The organism is Paraburkholderia acidiphila (assembly GCF_009789655.1).
Classification (GTDB): Bacteria; Pseudomonadota; Gammaproteobacteria; order Burkholderiales; family Burkholderiaceae; genus Paraburkholderia; species Paraburkholderia acidiphila.
The window spans coordinates 913594-937271 of record NZ_CP046912.1 but is presented as its reverse complement, the minus strand read 5'-3'; the positions used below and the strand labels follow the sequence as shown (position 1 = coordinate 937271).

Sequence of the window (23678 nt, the reverse complement as noted above, 5' to 3'; positions counted from 1 at the left end):
TCAATGCGGTTTCAAACGAGTGTGCGGCAAAGTGTGTGGCGGCTCAGTTTCCGTACGGATCGAAGTCGAAATAGCGGTGCGCGATCTGCGCATAGGTGCCGTCTTTCAGCATGCCGGCAATCGCGTCGTTCATCTGCGCGGCAAGCGCGGTTTCGTCCTTGCGCATGCCGATCCCCGTGCCGCGGTCGCCCATCGCAATCGGGCCGCCGGCAAACGCGAAGCCGTTGCCCTGCGGCGTGCGCAGGAAGCCGTAGTCGGCTTCGACATAGCCTAGCAACGCGGCGTCGAGCCGCCCGTTGACGAGGTCGGCGAACACTTCCTCCTGGCTCTTGTAGGTGACCACATGCACGCCCGCCGGCGCCCAGTTCGCGAGCGCATACGTCTCGAACTGCGTGCCCGACTGCACGCCCACCGACTTGCCGGCCAGCGACTGCGCGGTGGCGCCGAACGAGGCGCCCTTGCGCGCGACGAGCCGCGACTTGAACTGGAACAGCTTCGATGTGAAGAGGATTTGCTGCTCGCGCTTCGCGGTGATCGCCATCGACGACATGATCGCGTCGATCTTGCGCGCCTGCAGCGCCGGGATCATGCCCGAGAACTCCAGCTCGACCCACTGGCAATGCGCGTGAATGCGGCGGCAGATCTCGTTGCCGAGATCGACGTCGAACCCTTTGAGCGAGCCGTCGGGCGCCTTGGCATCCATGGGCGGATAGGTCGGATCAATGCCGAGGCGCACGGTGTCGCCCTCGCGCGCGAAAGCACTGCTGCTCAAGGCCAGTGCAAGGGAAAGCAGGATCGACGGGATTTTTTTCATGGTGAGCGCACGGTGAACGGCGGCGGAAAGTGGGGAGTCTCCTGAGCGTCCGATAGTAGGACGCCGCTGCGTTCGGGAAAAGTCCGGATTCGTCTATCATGATCATCTTTACCGATCACGGCGGATCCATGAGTCTCACGCTTTCCCAGTTGCGCGTGTTCGTCGCCGTCGCCCAGCGTGGCAGTGTGCGGGCGGCCTCGCGCGCGCTCGGCGTGGCGCAAAGCGGCGTGACACAGCAACTGCAGAATCTCGAAGCCGAACTGGGCGGCGCGCTGCTCACGCGCACGAATCGCGGCGTGACGCTCACGGTGCTCGGGCAGCGCCTGCTGGTGCGGGCGGCGTCGATTCTCGGCGAGTGCGAGCGCGCGAGCGAAGAAGCTCAGCAACTGCGCGGCGACTACGCGGGCGAAGTGGCGTTCGGCCTCACGACCGACCCGCTCATGGACGCGCTCGTGCCGGTGCTCGGCCAGTACAGCACGCGGTTTCCGCGCGTGGCGCTGCGTCTGCGCACGGGCACGTCGCGCATGATGATTTCGTGGATTCGCGAAGGCACGCTCGACTTCGCGCTCGCGCTCGTTTCGGACCAGACCGATACGACCGATCTTTCGGTGACGGAGCTTTACCCGTCGGACCCGGTGGTCGTCTGCCGCCGCGACCATCCGAAGGCAGGGGCGCGCTCGCTGCGCGCGCTCACGCACTGCGACTGGCTCGCGACGCGCTCGCCAAATATCGCGGACGCCTTCGCCTCGAGCCGGCTGACGACATTCTTCACCGACCACGGATTGCCGCCGCCGCGCATCGTCGCGACGGTGGAGGGGCTCTTCGAAACGCTGCATTGGGTCAGCGAGACGGATTGCCTCGCGCTGGAGTCTTCGGTGGTCGCCACGCGCGGGCCGTTTGCCGAGCGGCTCGCGCGCATCAAGATCGCCGAGCGGCCGGCGGCGCAGCAGGTTTGTCTGCTGCAGCGCGCGGCCGTGCCGCTCACGCCTGCCGCACAGGAACTCGCGACGATGCTGGCTTCTTATGCGCGCGCGGGTCGCTTGCCGCGTTGAAAAGGCCGTTACGCGCCTTGTCCTTTGATATAAGCCTCCAGCCCCGACGCCAGCGCCGCAAATGTCACGGTGCAGCGCGCGCTCGTGCGCAAATCCTCATGCATGGCCAGCCACGTATCCAGCGTCAGCGAGAACTCTTCGCGTAGCACGCGGACCAGCTTCGGGTCTCTTGCCGCCAGGGGTACCTGGCACCCGCCGATACCGAATCCCGCCCGTATGGCGGCCAACTGGGCAAGGTCGCTGTCGGCCCGAAAGGCAAAGCTGTTGCGGTTGTATGCCGCGAACCGGGTTTGGAGCGAGCGAATGAACGCATTCTCCTGATCGAAACCGATGATCGTATGGCGCGCGAGCTCCTTCATCGACTTCGGCGCACCATGAAGCGCCAGATAGCGTTCGTGGGCGTGCAAGCCGACTTCGATCGCGCCAATCCGTTTGGCGACCAGCGCCTCCTGCACGGGCCGGAACATGCGTATCGCAATGTCCGCTTCACGACGGAGCAAGTCGTCCGCTTTGTTCGATAGCACCAGTTCAATCGACAGTTCCGGGTATTCGTGACGCAGGGCTGCCAGGATCGGCGGCAGGACCTCGACACCGATGATTTCGCTCGCCGTCAGCCGCACCGTACCGCGCACGCCTGATCCATGACTGCTGGCCGCGCGCCGCAACGCGGCCGTGGTCATCGCAATGCCGACAGCGTATGGCCTCAGTTCATTGGCCGCCGCGGTTGGCGCGAACCCGTCTGACGAACGGGTAAACAGCGTGAGTCCCAGCGCCGCCTCCAGACTTTCGATGTGGCGCCCGACGGTGGGCTGCGTGATGCCCAGCGCGCGAGCCGCCGCCGACAACGAGCCGCTCTCCAGGACTTGAAGAAAACTCCGGTACCACTCCCAGTTCGGTTCCTTCTCGGCCATGTTCGGCTCCCAGTTCAGATCGCAATCTATACATACATGTATAGCCTATCGTCTGTTTTCGGCAATTTTCTATTGATAGCAAGCGACGCAGAATGCCCTTCATGACAGCTCACCCGCAAGGAGAACCGGCATGAACGCCAGTCCCATCAATCGACCGAACCGCGCGCTCGTGCTTGGCGCAAACGGCGGAATCGGCAGCGAAGTCGCGCGCCAGTTGCTCGACGCCGGCTGGCAAGTCCGCGCGCTGCGGCGTGGCGGCGCGCCGGCCACGGCTGCAATTGCGGCGAACGCCATCGAATGGCTCGACGGCGACGTGCTCTCGCGCGAAGCGGTGGTCCGCGCGGCGCAGGGTTGCGCGGTGATCGTCCACGCCGTGAATCCTCCCGGCTACCGGCGCTGGGCGCAGGTCGTGCTGCCGATGATCGACAACACGCTCGCCGCAGCGCAAGCCACGGGCGCGACCGTCGTGCTGCCGGGCACGGTCTATAACTTCGGACCCGACACCTTCCCGTTGCTGCGCGAGGACTCGCCGCAACAGCCGCTCACGCGCAAGGGCGCGATTCGCGTGGAACTGGAGCGGCGCATGCGGGCTGCCAGCGAGCGTGGCGTGCGCTCGATCGTCGTGCGTGCGGGGGATTTTTTCGGGCCGCGCGTGGGCAATAGCTGGTTTGCGCAAGGGCTCGTGGAGCGTGGCGCGCCGGTGCAGGTCGTGCGCCAGCCGGGCACGCGCGGCGTGGGTCACGCCTGGTCGTACGTGCCCGACGTCGCTCGCACGATGCTCGAACTGATCGAACGGCGCGACACGCTGCCCGCGTTCGCGACGTTCCACATGGCCGGCCATTGGGACGCCGACGGCTCGCAGATCGTCGAAGCGATTTGCCGTGTCGCCCGGCATCACGGCCTCGCGCCGCAAAGCAAGCCCTTCGCCTGGGCCTTCGTGCGCGTCATCTCGCCGTTCGTGACGACGCTGCGTGAACTGATGGAGATGCGCTATTTGTGGCGCGAGCCGTTGCAACTCGACAACGCTCGGCTCGTGAAGGTACTCGGACGCGAGCCGCATACGCCGCTCGACGAAGCCGTCGAGGCCACCCTCCTGGGCCTGAACTGCCTCGGCGTCGATGAGCGTGCGCCAAAAGCGGCCTGACGGTGAGGCTTTTGCGCGTTACGCCATTCGTTACGGATTCCGAATCACTTGAAAGACTATCGTCAAGGCGTGACCGGTCCCGACCCCGGCGGCAAATACGCAAGCGGATCCACGGGGCGGCCGTCCTCGCGCATCTCGAACTGCAGCAGCGGCTGGCCGTCGCGGCCCACTCCCATTTCGGCGATGGTCGTGCCGCGCGGCACGCTGGCGCCTTCGGCCACCATGAGCCGGCGGTTGTTGCCATACGCGGTGACGAAGTGGTCGTCGTGCTTCACGATGACCATGAGGCCATATTGCTTGAGCTTGTTGCCCGCGTAGATGATCCGGCCGCCATCCACGGCCTTGACCGGCGCCCCGGGACGGCCCGCAATCTCGATGCCGCGCGAACCTTGCGCGCCGAACTCGCGCACCACGGTGCCAGCGGCCGGCCAGACGAAGCGGTTTTCGGCGCTCTCGGGCCGCGCGGCCGCGAGCGCCGGCGCGGCCCGGATGCTCGCGACGCCCGACGGCGGCCCCACGCGCAGCATCTGCCCTGCACGCACGCTGGAAGCCGACTCCATGGCGTTCCATTGCGCGATCTCGCCGGGCCGCCGCCCGAACGAAGCGGCGATCGAGTCGAGCGAATCGCCGGGTTGCACGCAGTAGTAGCCGGCGGCGGCGCTCACGCATGTTCCGGCTTCATAACTGGGCATGTTGAACGGCTTTTGGGCAACGCAGCCCGAAAGCAGTCCCACGGTGACGAGTGCGCCCGCCGCACTGGCGCGCCATCGCCAGACGCGAAGGCGGGTGGGCGTGCATCGTTGTTTCATGGCGAATCTCCGCGAATGGCTGAATGGGTCACTGGCGCCAGCCCGCCGGCTGGCATCCGCTTAACGCGACCCATGTTTTCGCGTTGACCGCCGCATATGACGCATAACAAACGTTTGCGTGTACACGATCAAACGTTGCGCAAAATCCTAAACAATCAGGAATACGAAGGTAAGAAAACGCCGAAGAAGATTCGCCGAATCTTTAATTTTCGTTGAGAAGACGGGAACCCGCGCCTTCCGCGACGCGGGTTCCGCACGGGAAAATTCAATGCGAATGGCTCGGCACGTCCGCGCCGCGGCAGCCCACCAGGAAGTCGAAATCGCAGCCTTCGTCGGCCTGCAGCACGTGCTCGACATAGAGCTTGCGATAGCCGCTGCGATCGGCGGGGATGGGCTGCTGGTTCGCGGCCCATTCCTTTAGCCGCGCAGCGATGGCCTCGTCGCCGATATCCACGCGCAGCACGCCCTTTTCGCAGTCCAGTTCGATCCAGTCGCCATCGCGCACGATCGCGAGCGGGCCGCCCGCGCGCGCTTCGGGGGCAACGTGCAGCACCACCGTCCCATACGCCGTGCCGCTCATGCGCGCGTCCGACACGCGCACCATGTCGGTCACGCCCTGCGCGAGCAGCTTGGGCGGCAGGCCCATGTTGCCCACCTCGGCCATGCCCGGATAACCCTTGGGCCCGCAGTTCTTCATGACGAGCACGGAATCGGCCGTGACGTCGAGTTCGGGGTCGGCGATGCGCGCTTTGTAGTCGTCGAAGTTCTCGAACACGACGGCGGGCCCGCGATGCTTCAACAGCTTCTGCGTAGCCGCCGAAGGTTTCAGCACCGCGCCGTTCGGCGCGAGATTGCCGCGCAGTACGCACAGCGCGCCGTCCTGCACGAGCGGATTGTCGAGCGGGCGGATGACTTCGGCGTTGTGGATGGGCGCCTCGCGCACGTTTTCCCAGAGCGTTTTGCCGTTGGCCGTGAGCGCGTCGGGATGCGGCAGCAGATTCGCTTCGCCGAGGCGCCGCAATACGGCCGGCAAACCACCGGCGTAATAGAACTCCTCCATCAGGAAGCGGCCCGAAGGCTGCAGATCGACGATGGTCGGCGTGCCGCGGCCAATGCGCGTCCAGTCGTCGAGTTCGAGCGGCACGCCGATGCGCCCCGCGATCGCCTTCAGGTGGATCGCCGCATTCGTCGAGCCGCCAATGGCCGCGTTCGTGCGAATCGCGTTCTCGAACGCCTCGCGCGTGAGCAGCTTCGAGAGACGCAAGTCCTCAAGCGCCATCTCCACGATGCGCATGCCCGACATATGCGCGAGCACGTAGCGGCGCGCATCCACAGCTGGAATCGCGGCGTTGTGCGGCAGCGTGACGCCCAATGCTTCGGCCATGCAGGCCATGGTCGAAGCGGTGCCCATGGTGTTGCAGGTGCCCGCCGAACGCGACATGCCCGACTCCGCCGACATGAACTCGTGAATCGAGATCTTGCCCGCCTTCACCTGTTCGCTCAGTTGCCACACCACAGTGCCCGAGCCGATATCGCGCCCTTCATGCTTGCCGTTGAGCATCGGGCCGCCCGTCACGGCAATGGCTGGCACGTCGCAGCTCGCCGCGCCCATCAGCAAGGCGGGCGTGGTCTTGTCGCAGCCCACGAGCAGCACGACCGCATCGACGGGATTGCCTCGTATGGATTCCTCAACATCCATCGAAGCGAGGTTGCGCGTGAACATGGCCGTGGGCCGCAGGTTCGACTCGCCGTTCGAGAACACGGGAAACTCGACAGGAAATCCGCCGGCTTCGTAAATGCCTCGCTTGACGTGCTCGGCAAGTTTTCGAAAATGCGCGTTACAGGGCGTGAGTTCCGACCACGTATTGCAAATGCCGATAATCGGCTTACCGGCGAACTCGTGATCCGGGATTCCCTGGTTCTTCATCCAGCTCCGGTACATGAAGCCGTTTTTGTCCGTGGTGCCGAACCACGCGGCCGAGCGGAGCTTGGGCTTACGGGTGTTCATGGCTTTGCCCACTTAGTGAGAAAGTCCAATAAATAGCATGACTATATGAGTCAGGCTTATCGGGAAAACGCTAATCGAAACCGTTCCTGACGTTGCATATAGTTTGTCTATTGTGGTCAGCAGGGGCGGTCAACGGTATTCCGAAAGGATATAACCGGAGGCCAGGGATGGCGCGATACTTCTCGTGATACTGTCCGGCCGTGATGGACGCGGGTGTAGCGCCATGAATTAAAGAAATACAACGCGCAGAGCTACATCGGAGACACGCATGAAACTGGCAACACGCATGGTAAGCGGGCTGGTCGCTGCAGCGGCCGCTTTCTCGTTGGCGGCGGGCGTTGCACACGCCGAAGACAAGCAGATCACGCTAGGTTTTGCGCAGGTCGGCGCGGAAAGCGCCTGGCGCACGGCGAACACGGTGTCAGTCAAACAGGCCGCGAAAGACGCCGGCATCAACCTCAAGTTCTCGGACGCCCAGCAGAAGCAGGAAAACCAGATCAAGGCGATCCGCTCGTATATCGCCCAGAAGGTGGACGTGATCGCGTTCTCGCCCGTGGTGGAATCGGGCTGGGAGCCGGTGCTGCAGGAAGCCAAGCGCGCCAAGATTCCCGTGATTCTCACGGACCGCAACATCGACGTGAAGGACCAGTCGCTCTACGTGACGATGATCGGTTCGGACTTCATGGAAGAAGGCCGCCGCGCGGGCAAGTGGCTTGAGGATCACTACAAGGACAACCCCGGCCCGATCAATATCGTCGAGCTGCAGGGCACTGTGGGTTCCGCGCCAGCCAACGACCGTCACTCGGGCCTAATGGAAGTGATCAAGAACGATCCGAAGTTCAAGATCATCGCGTCGCAAAGCGGCGACTTCACGCTGGCTGGCGGCAAGCAGGTCATGGAAGCGTTCGCGAAGACGTATGGCAACAAGATCAACGTGGTCTACGCGCATAACGACGACATGGCGCTCGGTGCGATCCAGGCCATGGAAGAAGCCGGGATGAAGCCGGGCAAGGACATCAGCGTCGTGTCGTTCGACGCCACCAAGGGCGGCTTCGAGGCGATGATCGCCGGCAAGATGAATGTTGACGTCGAGTGCAGCCCGCTGCTCGGGCCGCAGCTCATGAGCGCCGTGAAGGATGTGGTCGCGGGCAAGCAGTTGCCCAAGCGCATCGTGACGAACGAAACGGTGTTCCCGATGGACGTGGCGGCGCAGGTGCTGCCGTCGCGCAAGTACTAAACTCGGTGCAAGCGGCGCGGTGTGCTTCGTAGCCCTTAGTATTTAAGGGATTCACGAGGCGCCCCGCGCGCTCGAGGGCCTGTTCACATGAATAACGGGCTTGCGCTGGCCGCCAGAAGGGCCGAGCGCAAGGATTGCGACGAAGCGAATACTTGACGTATTCGTGAGGAGTATGACGCAGCGATCGGCCCTTCTGGCGGCCAGCCCCTGGAAAGAAATTGTTAGCTTGGGGAACGTACCTTGCCGGCCGCATTGCGGCGTCGCGCGTCGCTTGTTTGGCTCGCCCAAACGGCGCTCCGTGCTCCTTGCACTGCAACCGGCAAGGTACGTTCGCAAGCCCGTTATTCATGTGAACAGGCCCTAGCCTCTTTCACGGTTGCCCATGAGCGTTTCCCCGATACTCGAAACCGTCGGTCTTACCCGAACCTTCCCCGGCGTGCGCGCGCTCGACCGGGTCGATTTTCGTCTGTACCCCGGCGAAATTCATACGCTGATGGGGCAGAACGGCGCTGGCAAGTCCACGCTCATCAACGTGCTGACCGGCGTGCACCAGCCCGAGGCGGGCGAGATACGTCTCGCGGGCCAGGCGGTGCACTTCCCGACCCCGCAGATGGCGGAGGCCGCCGGCATTCAGACGCTCTACCAGGAAGTCAATCTCTGCCCGAACCTTTCGGTTGCGGAGAACATTTTCGCGGGCCGCCAGCCACGCAAGCGCGGCCTCGGGCTGATCGACTGGAAAACGATTCATCGCCGCGCGGAAGAAGCGCTCGCGGAATTGAACCTCTCGCTCGACGTTACGCAGTCGCTCGACACCTATCCGATCGCGATGCAGCAGATGGTGGCGATCGCGCGCGCGGTGTCAGTCGATGCGCGCATTCTGATACTCGACGAACCGACTTCCAGCCTCGACGAAGGCGAAGTCGCGCGCCTCTTCGACGTATTGCGCAAGCTGAAAGCGTCGGGCATTGCGATTCTGTTCGTCACGCACTTTCTGGAACAGACCTACGCCATTTCCGATCGCATCACGGTGATGCGCAACGGCGAACGCGAAGGCGAATATCTCGCGGCCGATTTGCCGGTGCAAACGCTTGTCGCGAAGATGGTGGGCCTGCAGAACGCAGGCGAGCGTCTCACGCACGCCGAAGTCGCGCACAGCGAAACGGCTGCGACGAATGCCGAACCCTATCTCGCCGCGCAAGGCGTGGCGCGCCGCGGCGTGCTCAATCCGCTCGATCTCGAAGTGCAGCCGGGCCAGATTCTGGGCCTGGCTGGCTTGCTCGGCTCGGGCCGCACCGAAACCGCGCGCCTGCTTTTTGGCGCTGACAAGGCGGACGCGGGCACGGTGCACATCAACGGGAAAGCCGTGAAGCTTTCCTCGCCGCGCGACGCCGTGCGTCACGGCATGGCCTATTGCCCCGAGGACCGCAAGAAGGAAGGCATCGTCGCCGATCTGTCGATTCGCGAGAACATCGTGCTCGCGCTGCAGGCGCAACTGGGCTGGTGGCGCATGATCCGGCGCTCGCGCCAGCGCGAACTGGCCAACGAATATATCGAGCAACTCGGCATCAAGGCGCGCGACGCCGAGCAGCCCATCGGTCTGCTTTCAGGCGGCAATCAGCAAAAGGTGCTGCTCGCGCGCTGGCTCGCCACCAAGCCGCGTTTGCTGATCCTCGACGAACCCACGCGCGGCATCGACGTCGCCGCCAAGTTCGAGATCATGGACCGCGTGCGCGCGCTTTGCGCAAAGGGCCTCGGCATTCTGTTCATTTCGTCGGAGATCAGCGAAGTGGTACGCGTGAGCGACCGCATCGCCGTGCTGCGCGACCGGCGCAAGGTGGCCGAGCTTTCGGGCGCGGCGCGCTCGGAGCACGAAGTCTACGACCTCATTGCCGGAGACCGTCGATGACGCGCCCCGCTCTGCCCGCCTGGCTCTCGCTCGTCATCCGGCATCCGCTCGTGTGGCCGGCGGTGACGCTCATCGCCCTTTTCGTCGTCGATGTCGCGCATCGCGGCAGCTTCCTCTCGATCACGATGCTGGGCGGCCACCTGTTCGGCGCGCCCATCGACATCCTCATGCGCGCCGCGCCGCTCGTCGTGGTCTCGCTCGGCATGACGCTCGTGATCGCCACGCGCGGCATCGACATTTCCGTGGGCGCCGTCGTGGCGATTGCGGGTGCGGCAGCCGCCACCGTGCTCAGCGCCGATCCTTCGCGCGTGGGCATGGCGTTCGGCGCGGCGCTCGCCGTGGGTCTGCTTGCAGGCATCTGGAATGGGCTGCTCGTGGCGTTCGTCGGCATGCAGCCGATCATCGCCACGCTCATTCTCATGGTGGCGGGGCGCGGCGTGGCGCAGTTGCTCACGGGCGGCCAGATCATCCCGATCGGCGCGCCTGGCTACCTGTTCGCGGGCGGCGGCTATTTCGCGCTCATACCGTGTGCCGTGTGGATCGCGCTCGCCGTGACCGTGCTGACCGCGCTCATCGTCAACCGCACGGCGCTCGGGCTCTTCATCCGCTCGATCGGCGTGAATCCGGTGGCCGCGCGTCTTGCGGGTTTGTCGTCGCAAGCCGTGGTGTTCGGCGCGTACGCGTTTTGCGGCGTAACCGCGGCGATTGCGGGCATTCTCATCAGTTCGAACGTGCGCAGCGCCGACGGCAACAACGCGGGTCTGCTGCTCGAACTCGACGCCATTCTCGCCGTGACGCTCGGCGGCACCTCGCTATTGGGTGGGCGCTTCAGCCTGGCGGGCACGGTGCTCGGCGCGCTCATCATCCAGACGCTCACCTACACCACCTATTCGATCGGCGTGCCGCCCGAGGCCACGCTCGTCGTGAAGGCCGTGGTCGTGCTGCTCGTGTGCCTCGTCCAGTCGCCCGCCGCGCGCACCTTCGCGTTCCAACAACTCAAGCGTATCGCTCTCGCACGCCGCGCGCGCGCCTGAGCACGAAGCGCACCCATACGGGGGAAGCCGAGCATGAACCGCCCTGCCCTGTCCTTATCGAACACGCTCGCGGCGTGCCGGCGCGGCGCTACCCGCTTCGTCGATCCGCGCGTGCTGCCCATTGTCGTGACCGTCGTGCTCTTTGCCGTGCTGTTCGGCTTCGGGTCGGTCATGTACACGGGGTTCTTCTCGCTTCAGGTGGCCTTCGGCCTGCTGGTCGACAACGCGTTCCTGCTCATCGTCGCCATCGGCATGACGTTCGTGATCATCTCGGGCGGCATCGATCTTTCGGTGGGCGCCGTGGTCGCGCTCACCACGATCCTCTGCGCCGTGGGCACCGAAAAGCTGCACTGGCCCGTGCTCGTGGTCGTGCCGCTCGTGTTGCTCTGCGGCGCGCTCTACGGCGCGGCGATGGGCGCGCTGATCCACTTCTTCCGGCTGCAGCCGTTCATCATCACGCTCGCGGGCATGTTCCTCGCGCGCGGCACCTGCTTTCTCATCACCACCGAATCCATCCAGATCAACGACCCCGGCTTTCACGCGCTCTCCGAATTCAACATCCCGGTGGGCAGCGGCTCGCTCACCACGGGCTCGCTCACGGCCATCGCCATGCTCATCGCCGGCATCGTCATCGCGCACTTCACGCGCTTTGGGCGCAACGTCTACGCGATCGGCGGCAACGAGCGCTCCGCTCTGCTCATGGGCCTGCCGGTCGCGCGCACCAAGATCGGCGTGTATGCGCTCTCGGGCTTTTGCTCGGCGCTCGGCGGTGTGGTGTTTACGCTCTACGTGCTCTCGGGCTACGGGCTTCAGGCGCAAGGGATGGAGCTCGACGCCATTGCCGCAACAGTGATTGGCGGCACGCTGCTCACAGGCGGCGTAGGCTACGTGATCGGCTCGGTGTTCGGCGTGGGCATACTCGGCACGATCCAGACGCTCATTACCTTCGACGGCACGCTCAGTTCCTGGTGGACGCGCATCGTGATCGGCGCGCTGCTCTGCGCGTTCTGCCTCATGCAGCGCGCGACCGAGCGCCATGCCGCCCGCCGCAAGTCCACCGGCACGGGACGCGGTGCCCCGCACACGCCCCGTCCGCGCACGCAAACCGCCACACCGATGGACCAGGCCAAGCTCGCCAGCCCGCCGCCGCACATGCAGGAAGCGAAAGGCGGTGCGTAAGCCGCTTGTCATCGTTACTACGGGCCTATGGAGTAGTTACGGGTATACATGGATTAGGAGGCCTCAACACGCTGCACTAAGATTTTTGCGGTACCGTCGGCGCCCGGCGAACACGCGTTCGCCGCGGATGTCTCGCACGTGACGACTCGATTCAACGAGCCCCATGCGCACGCGAACCCCGGTACTGGCCAGTATCTGCACGCTTTTCGACGAAAAGTCGACTACATCGACCACGAAGACAAGACCGGAGGAAGACATGGCGCAGGATCGGGATGACGCAAAAGACGGCAAGAGCTTGATCGACACGGGCCGGCGCGGCCTGATGCAGGGTGCGGGGCTGGGCGCGGCGCTTTCGCTGCTCGGCGCGGTGGGCGGCGGCGGATTGATTTCCACGGCGCAGGCGGCCGAATCGGGATTCCCCTCGCACAAGAAGTGGAAAATCGTGTTCGTCAATCACGTCACCACGAATCCGTTCTTCGTGCCGACGCAATACGGCATTCAGGACGCGTGCTCGCTGCTCAACATGGACTACCAGTGGACCGGCTCCGCCACGTCCGACGCCGGCGAAATGGTGCGCGCCGTGAATTCGGCGATCGCGGCCAAGGCCGACGCGATTGCGGTGCCGATCGTCGACCCCACCGCCTTCGACAAGCCCATTCAGGCGGCGCTCGACGCGGGCATTCCGGTATTCGCCTATAACGCCGACGCGCCGCGCGGCAAGAAGAATCCGCGTCTCGCGTATATCGGCCAGGACCTGTATCTCTCGGGCTACCAGATGGGCGAGCGCATCGTGAGCCTCATCGACAGCGGCATGGTCGCGCTGTTCATCGCCACGCCCGGCCAGCTCAACATCCAGCCGCGTCTGGACGGCGCGAGCGACGCCATCAAGAAGTCCGGCAAGAAGATCGACATCCAGACCGTGGCCACGGGGGCGACCGTCAACGAAGAGCTTTCGAAGATCAAGTCGTTCTATCTCGGCCACCAGGACGTGAAGGGCATGTTCGCCGTGGACGCGGGCAGCACCCAGGGCGTGGCACAGGTGATGAAAGAGTCGAACCTGCCCGCGAAGGGCGTGCACGGCGGCGGCTTCGACCTGCTGCCGACCACGGTCCAGCTCATTCACGAAGGCTTCCTCGACTTCACGATCGACCAGCAGCCGTACGTGCAGGGCTTCTACACGGTCATGCAGGCGTTCGTGACACTCGCGTCGGGCGGCCTGGTCGGTCCGGCCGATACGAACACGGGCCTGAAGTTCGTGACGAAGGACACCGTCGAGCCGTACCTGAACACCTCGACGCGTTACGAAGGCAAGACCACCAAGCCGCAAATCGTGCCGATGAGCGGCGGCATCAAGTCGTAACGACCCACGGGCAATGACCTACGCGTAATGAACTCTGTGAACGAAACCGGCAAGGCTGAAGTTTCCGCGCGGGCTGCCCGCCCGCGCGGGCAATGGCTCTCCGCGTGGGCGCCCGAGCTGCGCATTTTGCTCGTGGCGGTGATCCTCGCGGCGTACTTCGAATTTTCCAACCGCGATTTCCTGCTCACCAACGCGAGTCTCGTCAACCTCTCGCAGTTCATCGCGCCGGTGGCGATCATCGCGTTCGGCGAAATCATGCTGATGATCGGCGGCGACATCGACCTCTCGGCGGGCATGGTGTTCGCGTTCGCGCCGTTCATGATGGTGTTCGCCAACGACGCCGGCGCGCCCATGTGGCTCGCGGTGGTTGCGGGGCTCGTGGCCGCGGGCGTCATCGGCTTCGTGAACGGGGCTGTGACCGTATGGCTGCGGCTGCCCTCGTTCGTCACCACGCTTGGCACGCTCTTCCTCATCAACGGCATCACGCTCACGATCTCGCGCGGCACGCCGGTGCAAACGCCGGGCTCGCCCGAGTTCGCTGCCTTCATGGGCGCGTGGGGCTATAGCGAGATTCTCTGGACAGTGGCGATCGCGTTCGCCATGCACGTGCTGTTGCGGCACACGCGCTGGGGCCTGCATACGCAGGCGGCGGGTGCGAATCCGATCGGCGCGAGCGAGGCCGGTATTCACGTGAACCGGCTGCGCCTTGGCAACTTCATCATTGCCGCCGTACTCGCGGGCTTCACCGGCATTCTGGAAGGCTTTCGCATCACCTCAATCGACCCGCAGGCCGGCGGCAACCAGATCATGTTCCTCGCCGTGGCTTCGGCCGTGATCGGCGGCACGCCGCTCACGGGCGGCTCCGGCACGATCGTGGGCGGCCTGATCGGCGCGGCGGTGCTCGGCATTCTCAACGACGGCTTCACGCTCATCGGCATCAACGCGTTCACGTTCAACATCATTCTTGGCGCCGCGATTCTCGCGGCCATGGTCTTCAACATCCACGTTGGGCGCCTGCGCCGCAAAGGGAGCCGATGATGAACGAATCGCAAGCCTCCCCTGGCGGCGCAGCCGCTACGGCCGACACCCCGCTCGCCGTGCGCGGCGACAACATCGTCAAACGCTTCGGTGCGGTCACGGCGCTCGACGGCGTCTCGCTCACACTCGGCCGCGGCGAAATCCTCGGCATTCTCGGCGACAACGGCGCGGGCAAGTCCACGCTCGTGAAAATCCTCACGGGTTTCCACCAGCAGACGAGCGGCACGCTGCAGATCGACGGCACCGAAACGCTGCTGCGCTCGGTGGATCATGCGCGCTCGCTTGGCATCGAATGCGTTTATCAGGACCTCGCGCTCGCCAATTCGCTGAGCATTTATCACAACATGTTCCTGAACCGCGAGATCGTGCGGCGCGGCCCCTTCAGACTGCTCGACCACAAGCAGATGCGTGCGCGCGCGGCGCAACTGCTCGACGACATCGGCGTGCACGTGCCCTCGGTGGACCTGCCTGTGGAGCGGCTTTCGGGCGGCCAGCGCCAGGCTATCGCGGTGGCGCGCGCCGTGCATTCGAACGCCAAAATCCTCTTGCTCGACGAGCCGCTCGCTGCGATGGGGGCGCGGGAAGCGGGTCTGATCATCGATCTGATCATGCGTTTGAAGGAAAAAGGCGGCCTATCGATTATCATGATCATGCACAACTATGCGCAGACGCTGGATATTGCGGATCGCATCATGTTGATGCAGCGAGGCCGCGTGACATACGAACAGCACAGCGCCAATACATCGGTGGCTGAACTGATGGATATCGTGCGGCGGGAATATCGGGCCATGCGCGCCACCAGCGCGTAAAAAGCCCTACAAACAGGGGGACGCTCCGATCGGGTAGCCCCCGGCCGGACAATCATGGATTACCGCAATCTAGAGAAACGCAAGAGCATGCACGCGCGCATCGTGCAGGAGCTCGGCATGCAGATCGTGGGCGGCACGCTCGCCCCCGGGCAGCGCCTGCCCGCCGAACCCACGCTGTGCGAAACCTACGGCGTGAGCCGCCCCGTGCTGCGCGAGGCCACGCGCGTGCTGGTCGCCAAAGGGCTCGTGGTGTCGAAGCCGCGCGTGGGCAGTGTAGTGCGCCCGCGCGAAGAATGGCACTTGCTCGACCCCGACGTGCTGTACTGGACCGTCAACAGCATTCCTGAAGGCGAGTTCTTCCGCTCGCTCATGACCGTGCGGCAGATTATCGAGCCCGCTGCCGCCGCGCTCGCCGCGATTTCCGCCACCGACGAAGACCGCGCGCGCATCTGCGCCGCATATGCGCGCATGGAAAAGGCGCAAACCGCCGCCGACCTGCTCGAGCCCGATCTGGAGTTCCACCGCGCGATCATGGCGGCCACGCATAACAATATGCTGGCGTATATCGGCAACATGCTTTCGCTCGCGCTTTCCGAGTCGATCAAGCTCACGAGCCGCCATCCCAACACCCACGCGCTTTCATTGCCGCGCCACAAGGCGATTCTCACGGCGATCGAGCATGGCGATGCACTCGCGGCGCGGCAAGCGAGCGTCGTGCAGCTCGACAATGCGCGCGCCGACGCCAATTCGATTCTGGGCGGAGCGGGACTGGAAACCTGACTCACGGCCTAGGCGAGGCTGACCTGCTTTTCGAGCGCCATGCCGAGCTTCGTTTAACCTTGGGGCGACGCGGGGATTTCTCTTTTCCAGTCGCCCGTCGGTCCGCACGAATCCGCCGGCGCGGGGTTGAGCGTGCCGATCAGCCAATTAGAGGGCGGGGTCGAGCGGCGTGATCTTCGCCAGCATCAGCGTGTATTCCTCGGCGGCAATCTGGCGGAATTTCATCTTCACAATCGCTTCACGCTGCGCGGGGACGTCACTGGGAAAGAGCAGCGCCGCCGCGTTCGTGATGACGAGGTCCTTCTCGTCGGGCTCAGGCACGGCGCCAGGCGGCAAAGCGATAGGAGGCGGCCCCTTGCCGTCCATTGCCTGAACGAGCAGATAGATCGGCACCACATCGCCGAGACCGATGGGCAGCAGCTTCGCGGCGTTGTCGCCGAGATGACGGCGCACGATGGCCTGCGATCCCAGGCGCAACGTGAAGCGAAACGGAAACCCCGTGCGAATGGAAAGCGTGACGGGATCTGCCGACGCCACCTGTTCGATCGATTCGATCCCTTCGACCTGCAGCGCTTGAGATACGGACTTCGTCACGCCGCTCAGATTCAATAATTGATCGGGCCGATCCTTCGCTGCCTCGAACGTCGTGAAATTCTTTGCCGCTGCGCGCCGCACCTGCTTCACAATCTCGCCCAGCGGCAGCGTGGCAATCACGAAGGTCAGAAGCGTCGCCCCAGTCCCCGCGCTGTCAATCGCGCCCGCGATCAACGCAAACGGAATGGCGAGCAGAAGCCGCAGCGAATACCAGTAGATATCCGAAACGTTGAGCGCCCGGCGCCTCACCGCAAGAACGGAATCGCTCGCGACAAAAAAATAGGCGCCGCCAAACGCCGCCAGAATGCCCGGCACGTTCAATCCGAACAGGCAGGTGGCTGCAGTTGGGCTGTTGCACGGCGCGCACATGTACACCCAACCCACAATCGCGGACGCAGCATAGACCATCACGACGAGAATGCAATACGGCGGCACGAAAGGCACGAGACCGTATTGCTGGTGGTAGATGTACGAGAACAGCTGGTCGCATAGCTGGGAATTGTCTTCGGACTGGCTGCACCATTCCTTGATGTCGACTTGCGATGCCGCGGCGCTTGTACTCGGCACGGTCGTGGCAAGCGTGCCCGGGAACGCACCATTGATCGCATCGATCAGCCATTTCGACCAGAAGCGCTGGAGATAGGCAGAAAGCGCCCCGCACTTGAGGCTATTTTCAAACTCACGATATCGAACATACCAGCCAAGCGTGAGAAAAGCGATCAACGGCGCCGACGCGAGCGCGGTGGTAAGAACAGCAAGCAGAAAGATCGGCAATGGCAATACCTTGACCTTGAACCTGAACAGGTCCCAATCTCCTTCCGATTTTTCCGCATCTGAGGGTGACGTCCGGGACGCAACAGGCGCATTCGCGGCTCGCTGCCCCGCATTTTCCGTCTTCATTTTCGCTGCATCGCCGGCAACCGATTGCGCACTTGCTGCCGAGGGCGGCATGGCCGCCCTCGGCGAGTTCACGGCGAATAATGCAATGGCATCGCCTGCAAGGTTCACGAAAACCACGACAAGAACAAGCAGCCACAGCCGCCCGCGCGCCAGCCAGTACGTTTGCTTGAACAGGCGATTCGCCCATTCCTCATTCACCTCCTTTTTCGTCTTCTCGGTCATGAGATCCCCCATCACGAAGGAATACTAATGATTTAATTCGGCAATACATACAACCGGCGCTTTCCCCTCGCGAAAGTTGCCGCTCAACGGCACCACCATGTCACCTGACCGCCCAGACCATCCGTGAGCGTCAGGTTTCTGTCGATGCTCAGCCCGCACAGCACGTCGGCGGCAGCGGTAATGCGCTGCGTCATCTGATAGCCCCGCTGGGGGAGCGTAGGCACCGTGCTGCCCGACTGCCAGTAATGCTGCGTCTGCAAATTCCAGAACAACTGATCGCCCGTCAAGCCGCAGTTGGCTCCCACGTATATGCCTGGTTGATAGCCGGCGTTCTTGACAGCCGCGAACCATGCATTGCAATAGGCGATCACGTCGTCGGAATTGGCTGCATTGTTCACGCCTTCGAGATCGAGCCATACGGTTACGCCGGTTGGCACGCCAACCGACTGAGCGTTGCCGGCCGCGTTCGCGCCATAGGTCGCACCAAGCGCGGCGGAAGGCGACCAGCCCGCGGCGCTCACGTGCTGCACCGCGCCGAGCGCAAGCCCTGCGGCGAGCACCGCATTGGCCTCACTGGAACTGAGGTCCGCTCCCGACTGCGTGTCCGAGCGCGAGAGATAGCGGATACACGCGCCGAAACCGGCTGCTTTCATGCCGGCAGCCGCACTGGAAGACACTGGCGTCACACAATCGAAAGCGTGCGTTCCAACCGGAAGTGTTTGAGAAGAATCACCATTCGCTAACATTTTGGTATCCTCTATAAATTAACGGCGCGACTTCATTGCCTGAATGGTTTGCCCGGCGGCGAACCCTGCGCACGAAGCGATTAGCCGAATGATGCGGAGCGCGAGATCCCGCTGCGAAACACGGGACTATTGGAGGGATGTTGCAAGAAAAAACTACACCGCGAGTGAGTGCCCAGAATGTACGCCAGCGAACAGAAACGGCGCGCGCAGTTTCGCTTTATGCGAATGGCATCAATGGCGGCATTGCACCGCCATGCGCGGATCCGAAGCGCCAGACGCGCGTCGCTCGTGCTGCCGCGTCACACTGAAACAACGCTTGCAAACTTCGGTTTGCCAGGCAGTTCGCCTGCGCTGCGAGACCGTTCACGCGCTTTCGCAAATCTCCGCGTAACGCAGCGCGCTCTCGCCTTGCACGCCGACGCGCGCGAGGCCCTCAAGAAACGCCTGCGCGCTCCAATGGCTTCGGTAGCGTGCGTACATCGCCTTCACGCATGCGAACTTCCGCAGCCGGCAATACATCAGCAGGAGATTAAGCATTTCCTTCGAAGCCAGCGTTTTGACGTCGATCTCGCGCACGATGTCCGCCAGTTCGCTGCCGTCGAGATGGCGCCACATGTTGAAGGCGCCGTGAAAGCCGAAAGTCGGACCGCGGACATCTCCGTACTCGTAAGAGAAGCGAGCGGCAACGTCCGCGCTCGCGAAATGGATGCCGTAGTCCGCCTCGAGCTGCGGCCGCCACGTTCGGCAAATCAGATCGTCTTCAACCGGGTCGGCGGGAATGGCGAAGCGTGTGTCCTGCAGCGCATGCAGCAGACGCGCGGAGCGCAGAGAAAAGCCGCCGTTGCCGACATTCATTCCGTCATCGTGATGGATCCAACGAGCGCCGATATAGTCGCATTCGCGGAAAGCCTCGCTCCAGCGCCTTGCATCCAGCACATACCCGTCCCATTGCACGACCAGCACCCAAGGCGTGGTGATGTGGTGCACGAGCTGTTTGAGCAAAAACGCGGAATAGGCCTCGCGGGAGTGCAGGCGATCGATGGTCGCGATGCGCGCTTGTGTCGGCACCGTGACATCGCTGAAGAGGATGGCGTCGCCGAACGCGCATTGGGACAGCGATTTGTCGAGCGCGCGTGCAGCGAGCGGCGCATTGATCGTATCGACCGCGCAAACCGTCACGTCGCTTAAGCTGAGGGGCTGACTTTCGTTGATCAGCATGGGGTGATGGAAAGCACGGGGCTTGAGTCAATGCGAAGGCGGAAATGCTAACCGCGTCGCTATATCCCAAAGCGCCCTGCCCCAACCAATCACCCTAAGAGAATTCCCAAATGCTTTGCCGATTGGCGTTTTATCAAGTGTCGATCGGCGCCACATGAATCAAGGACGAACTTCCGTCCGCCAGCGGCGCCCCACCGGTCCTCGCGCGCTTCACACCGCCCGCTTGCTGCGGCGGAACTGGTCGAACAGCACCGCGAGCAGCAGAATGCCGCCGCGAATCAGATACTGGTAGAACGTCGGCACGTTCATGAGGCTCATGGCGTCCTGCACCGCGCCCATGATGAGCACGCCCACCAGCACACCCGAGATCGTCGCCACGCCGCCCGTAAGCGACACGCCCCCCAGCACGCATGCCGAGATCACACCGAGTTCGAGGCCGACGGATGTCTTGGGGTCGCCAAGGCTCATACGCGAGGCCAGCATCACGCCAGCAAAGCCCGTAATGAGCCCTTGCAGCACGAACACGGTGATCTTGATGCGCGTGACCGGCAGGCCGGCAAGGCGCGCCGCTTCGCTATTGCCGCCCACCGCGAGCACGTTCTTGCCGAACACGGTTTTCTTGAGCAGGAAGCCGAACACCACGAAGCCGATGATATTGCTCCAGATCGGAAACGAAATGCCGAGGAACGAGCCGCCGCCCAGATCGAAGAAGCGCTCTTCGGAAATCATCACGGCGTCGCCGTTCGAGGTGAGGAACGCGAGGCCGCGCACCGCTTCCATCATCGCGAGCGTGGCGATCAGCGAGTTGATCTTGAAGCGCGCGATCAGCACGCCGTTCACGAGCCCCACCGCGCCGCCCGCAAGCACGCCCGCCGTAATGCCGAGCAGCACGCTATGCGACTGCGTGATGACCGTGGAGGCCACCACGCCAGAAAACGCCACGATCGAGGCGACCGAGAGATCGACCTCGCCTAGCGCGAGCACGAACATCATCGTGACGGCAATCGAGCCGATCAGCGTGACGGAAAGCAGGAGGCCCTGAATGTTGCGGGTCGTGAGAAAGTCGGGGACCGTTGCGGAGAGCACCGCGAACAGCACCACGAACACCACCACGATGCCCGATTTGTTGATCATGTCCCACGCACGCGCGCGCTGGGGAGTCATGGACGCGGTGGCTTCGTTGACGGTAGGCGTGCCCTGTGGCTGCATGGCTTCACTCATTTCTGGTTCATCGTTTCGGATCGGTTGCGCTGCTTCGTTTCATTTCGCTGCAGAGCAACCAGCAAGGCAAAAACAAACAACACGTGTTAGCGCGGCAGCGCCATCTTGATCAGTTCATCGGGCGAGGCTTCGGCCTTGGGCAAGCTGCCCGCAATCCGGCCTTCGCGCATCACGATGATGCGGTCCGACACGCCGATCACCTCGGCCAGATCGCTCGACACCATGATCACAGTCTTGCCCGCTTCCGCGAGCTCGTACAGCAGGTTGTAGATCTCGGCGCGCGCGCCCACGTCGATACCGCGCGTGGGCTCGTCCATCAGGAACACCTCGATGCGCTCAGCGAGCCAGCGCGACAGAATCACTTTCTGCTGGTTGCCGCCCGAGAGCGTGCCGATGGCCGTGTCGCCATTACGCGTCTTGATCGCGAGTTTCTTGATGTAATCCTGCGCGAGATCGCGCTCGCGCCGCGCGTCGAGCAGAAAGCGCGCCGGGCTGAAGTGGCGGCGCGCGCTGATGTTCAGGTTGTCGGCCACCGAGGCAATCGCGACGATGCCTTCCTGCTTGCGGTCTTCGGGACAGAGCGCCAGGCCCGCGCGCACGGCGTCGCGGGGGCTCGCGAAATTCACGCGCTTGCCGTCGAGTTCGACGTGGCCCGCGCTCGCGCGCGTCGCGCCGTAAATCAGCTTCATGAGTTCCGAGCGCCCCGCGCCCACGAGCCCGAAGAAGCCGACGATCTCGCCGCGCCGCGCCGTGAACGACACCGGCTCGGCCAGCCCGGGCCCCAGCAGGCCCTTTGCTTCGATGAGCACTTCGCCCGCTTTGCGCGGACGATAGCCGTACACATCCTCGATCGAGCGGCCCACCATCGCGGCAATCAGGCGATTGCGATCGAGGTCCGGCACCGAATCGAACGTTTCGATGCGCTTGCCGTCGCGGAACACCGTCACGCGGTCGCACAGCTCATAGACTTCGTCCATGCGGTGCGTGACGTAGACAATCGCGCGGCCATCCGCACGCAGCGCGTTGATGATGCGAAAGAGGTTCTCGGTCTCGCGCGCCGAGAGCGAGCTGGTCGGTTCGTCGAAGGCGATCACGCGCGCGTCGCGCATGAGGGCCTTGCCGATTTCGATCATCTGCCGCTGGCCGATGGAAAGATTCTTCACCGGCGTGCGCGGATCGATGCGCTCGCCAAGGCGCTTGAGTTCATTCATCGCGCGCTTGACGAGCGTGCCTTCGTCGAGCACGCCGAAGCGGTTGGGCAACTGCCCGAGCATCAGGTTTTCCGCCACCGTCAGCTCGGGCACGAGATGCAGTTCCTGATAGATGATCGCAATACCCGCTTCGAGCGCGGCCTTCGTGGTCGTGAAGCGGTGCTCCACGCCACCTAGCTTGAGCGTGCCTTCCTGGGGCTGGTTCACGCCCGAGAGCACCTTGAGCAGCGTGGATTTCCCCGCGCCGTTCTCGCCCATCAAGCCATGCACTTCGCCGGCACGCACCTCCAGCGCCACGCGGTCGAGCGCACGCACGCCCGGAAAGCTCACGGTAATGCCGTCGAGCTCCAGATACGCGCGATTCCCCTGTTGAGCGCCCGCACTTACGTCCCGCACCGCGTTCGCATCCGTCATCGTTTCAGTCATTGCATCCCTGCCCTGGTCGTCGCCTCGATCTTTCTACGCAGTCCTTAGATACCCAGCTCGCTGCGCACGGCCGTCCAGTTGTCGCGCGTCATCAGCTTGCCGGTGGTCTGCGTGTCGGCGGCGGGCTGCTTGCCGTCGCGGATCCAGTCGACGAGGTTCTCGGCGCTGTCCTTGCCGTGGTTCGTCGAGCTCACGGCGATCGTGCCGTAGAAGCCCGTGGGCTGCTTCTTCTGGAACTCGGCGAACGCTTCGCCTGCGCCGTTGATGCCCACGCCGATCACGTCAGCCGACGGAATGTGCAGCTGCTCGGTCGCGCGCACGGCGCCCAGCACGCTCTCTTCGTTGAGTGCGAACACCACCCACTTCTTGATGTTCGGATGCTGTGCGAGCACCGGCGAAGCCGCGTTGAAGCCGCCTTCGTCGTCGGTGGTCTTTTGCGGGGCGTCGAAGATGTTTTCCTTCTTGAAGCCGCCCGCCAGCAGCGATTGCGTCGCGCCGTCCGTGCGCAGCTTGGCCGTCGGCAGTTCATAGTCGGTAATACGCAGCGCGCCCACTTCTTCCGGCTTCCAGCCGCGGCGCTTCATTTCGTCGGTGATCGCCTGGCCGACCTGGTTGCCGATCTTGAACGCCGACATGCCAAGGTGCGGCACGTTGGCGAGCGGCTTGCCCGACGAGTCCACGAGCTGGTCGTCCACCGTCACGAACTTCATGTTGTAGCGCTTGGCGCGCGCCTGGATGGCCGGTCCGAGACGCACGTCGGGCGCGCAGATCACGAAGCCTTGTGCACCTTGTGCGCCGAGGTTGTCGATCGCGGCGAGCACCTTCTCGCCGTCCGGCGTGCCGATGTTCACCACCGAGAAGTTCTCCTTCTGGCCGAGCGCCGTGGCAGCCTTCTGCTCGTTGATGAACCATGCCTGTTCCGGCATCTTCACGAGAAAGCCGATCTTCACGGGCGAGTCGGCGTGCGCCGCCACGTTCATGCCAAGCGGGGCGATGCACATCGCCGCGAATGCGGCACGAAGGGTCAAGCGGCGGATCTTGCTGGTCATGCTCCTGTCT

At 63.8% G+C, this 23678-nt stretch carries 20 protein-coding genes; 10 read left to right on the top strand and 10 right to left on the bottom strand.

Features of this window, described 5'->3' with window-relative positions; translation table 11 throughout:
* Positions 1-43: 43 nt before the first annotated feature.
* The gene (locus tag FAZ97_RS34415) at positions 44-814 is read right to left on the bottom strand and encodes a transporter substrate-binding domain-containing protein (protein WP_158763194.1); all 771 of its coding nucleotides are present in this window, start codon (positions 812-814) and stop codon (positions 44-46) included.
* Positions 815-942: 128 nt separating this feature from the next.
* Here FAZ97_RS34415 and FAZ97_RS34410 point away from each other — a divergent pair, with 128 nt between their 5' ends.
* Positions 943-1866 (top strand): LysR family transcriptional regulator, encoded by a 924-nt coding sequence (locus tag FAZ97_RS34410; protein WP_158763406.1) that lies wholly within the window; start codon positions 943-945, stop codon positions 1864-1866.
* Positions 1867-1874: 8 nt separating this feature from the next.
* Here FAZ97_RS34410 and FAZ97_RS34405 read toward each other — a convergent pair whose 3' ends face one another.
* Complete coding sequence (locus FAZ97_RS34405; protein WP_158763193.1) at positions 1875-2777, bottom strand: LysR family transcriptional regulator; 903 nt, start codon at positions 2775-2777, stop codon at positions 1875-1877.
* A 130-nt stretch (positions 2778-2907) separates the two neighbouring features.
* Between FAZ97_RS34405 and FAZ97_RS34400 the strand changes: the two genes are divergently transcribed.
* Positions 2908-3921, top strand: coding sequence for an NAD-dependent epimerase/dehydratase family protein (locus FAZ97_RS34400; protein WP_158763192.1), 1014 nt, complete (start codon positions 2908-2910; stop codon positions 3919-3921).
* Between the two features lie 62 nt (positions 3922-3983).
* On the opposite strand, the gene FAZ97_RS34395 is transcribed toward FAZ97_RS34400, so the two are convergent.
* Positions 3984-4730, bottom strand: a complete 747-nt coding sequence (locus FAZ97_RS34395; protein ID WP_158763191.1) for a peptidoglycan DD-metalloendopeptidase family protein — start codon at positions 4728-4730, stop codon at positions 3984-3986.
* 265 nt (positions 4731-4995) lie between these two features.
* Positions 4996-6738 carry an IlvD/Edd family dehydratase gene (locus FAZ97_RS34390; protein WP_158763190.1) on the bottom strand — a complete coding sequence of 581 codons (1743 nt, stop codon included), beginning with the start codon at positions 6736-6738 and terminating at the stop codon, positions 4996-4998.
* A gap of 268 nt (positions 6739-7006) precedes the next feature.
* Here FAZ97_RS34390 and FAZ97_RS34385 point away from each other — a divergent pair, with 268 nt between their 5' ends.
* From FAZ97_RS34385 to FAZ97_RS34350, 8 genes are all read left to right on the top strand, one after another.
* The gene (locus FAZ97_RS34385; protein WP_158763189.1) at positions 7007-7975 is read left to right on the top strand and encodes an ABC transporter substrate-binding protein; all 969 of its coding nucleotides are present in this window, start codon (positions 7007-7009) and stop codon (positions 7973-7975) included.
* Positions 7976-8357: 382 nt separating this feature from the next.
* Positions 8358-9881, top strand: coding sequence for a sugar ABC transporter ATP-binding protein (locus FAZ97_RS34380; RefSeq protein ID WP_158763188.1), 1524 nt, complete (start codon positions 8358-8360; stop codon positions 9879-9881).
* The gene (locus tag FAZ97_RS34375) at positions 9878-10915 is read left to right on the top strand and encodes an ABC transporter permease (protein ID WP_158763187.1); all 1038 of its coding nucleotides are present in this window, start codon (positions 9878-9880) and stop codon (positions 10913-10915) included. Before FAZ97_RS34380 ends, FAZ97_RS34375 begins: the two co-directional genes overlap by 4 nt.
* Before the next feature lie 33 nt (positions 10916-10948).
* On the top strand, positions 10949-12094 hold the full coding sequence (yjfF, locus tag FAZ97_RS34370) for a galactofuranose ABC transporter, permease protein YjfF (protein ID WP_158763186.1): 1146 nt from the start codon (positions 10949-10951) through the stop codon (positions 12092-12094).
* A 256-nt stretch (positions 12095-12350) separates the two neighbouring features.
* Positions 12351-13454, top strand: a complete 1104-nt coding sequence (locus FAZ97_RS34365; RefSeq protein WP_158763405.1) for a sugar ABC transporter substrate-binding protein — start codon at positions 12351-12353, stop codon at positions 13452-13454.
* A gap of 27 nt (positions 13455-13481) precedes the next feature.
* Positions 13482-14492: an ABC transporter permease gene (locus tag FAZ97_RS34360; protein WP_158763185.1), complete on the top strand. Its 1011-nt coding sequence runs from the start codon at positions 13482-13484 to the stop codon at positions 14490-14492.
* Positions 14492-15301, top strand: coding sequence for an ATP-binding cassette domain-containing protein (locus FAZ97_RS34355; protein WP_158763184.1), 810 nt, complete (start codon positions 14492-14494; stop codon positions 15299-15301). The genes FAZ97_RS34360 and FAZ97_RS34355 overlap by 1 nt, the downstream gene beginning before the upstream one ends.
* A 54-nt stretch (positions 15302-15355) precedes the next feature.
* The gene (locus tag FAZ97_RS34350) at positions 15356-16081 is read left to right on the top strand and encodes a FadR/GntR family transcriptional regulator (RefSeq protein WP_158763183.1); all 726 of its coding nucleotides are present in this window, start codon (positions 15356-15358) and stop codon (positions 16079-16081) included.
* A gap of 147 nt (positions 16082-16228) precedes the next feature.
* Here the strand turns inward: FAZ97_RS34350 and FAZ97_RS34345 are convergent, their stop codons facing one another.
* The 6 genes from FAZ97_RS34345 to FAZ97_RS34320 form a co-directional block, all read right to left on the bottom strand.
* The gene (locus tag FAZ97_RS34345) at positions 16229-17797 is read right to left on the bottom strand and encodes a hypothetical protein (RefSeq protein ID WP_233271959.1); all 1569 of its coding nucleotides are present in this window, start codon (positions 17795-17797) and stop codon (positions 16229-16231) included.
* Positions 17798-17880: 83 nt separating this feature from the next.
* On the bottom strand, positions 17881-18450 hold the full coding sequence (locus FAZ97_RS34340; protein ID WP_158763182.1) for a DUF1906 domain-containing protein: 570 nt from the start codon (positions 18448-18450) through the stop codon (positions 17881-17883).
* A 456-nt stretch (positions 18451-18906) separates the two neighbouring features.
* Positions 18907-19761, bottom strand: coding sequence for a DUF5672 family protein (locus FAZ97_RS34335; protein ID WP_158763181.1), 855 nt, complete (start codon positions 19759-19761; stop codon positions 18907-18909).
* Between the two features lie 210 nt (positions 19762-19971).
* Complete coding sequence (gene araH, locus FAZ97_RS34330) at positions 19972-20982, bottom strand: L-arabinose ABC transporter permease AraH (RefSeq protein ID WP_158763180.1); 1011 nt, start codon at positions 20980-20982, stop codon at positions 19972-19974.
* A gap of 86 nt (positions 20983-21068) precedes the next feature.
* The gene (araG, locus tag FAZ97_RS34325; protein ID WP_407671936.1) at positions 21069-22619 is read right to left on the bottom strand and encodes an L-arabinose ABC transporter ATP-binding protein AraG; all 1551 of its coding nucleotides are present in this window, start codon (positions 22617-22619) and stop codon (positions 21069-21071) included.
* Positions 22620-22663: 44 nt separating this feature from the next.
* Positions 22664-23668: an arabinose ABC transporter substrate-binding protein gene (locus tag FAZ97_RS34320; protein WP_158763179.1), complete on the bottom strand. Its 1005-nt coding sequence runs from the start codon at positions 23666-23668 to the stop codon at positions 22664-22666.
* Positions 23669-23678 lie beyond the last annotated feature (10 nt).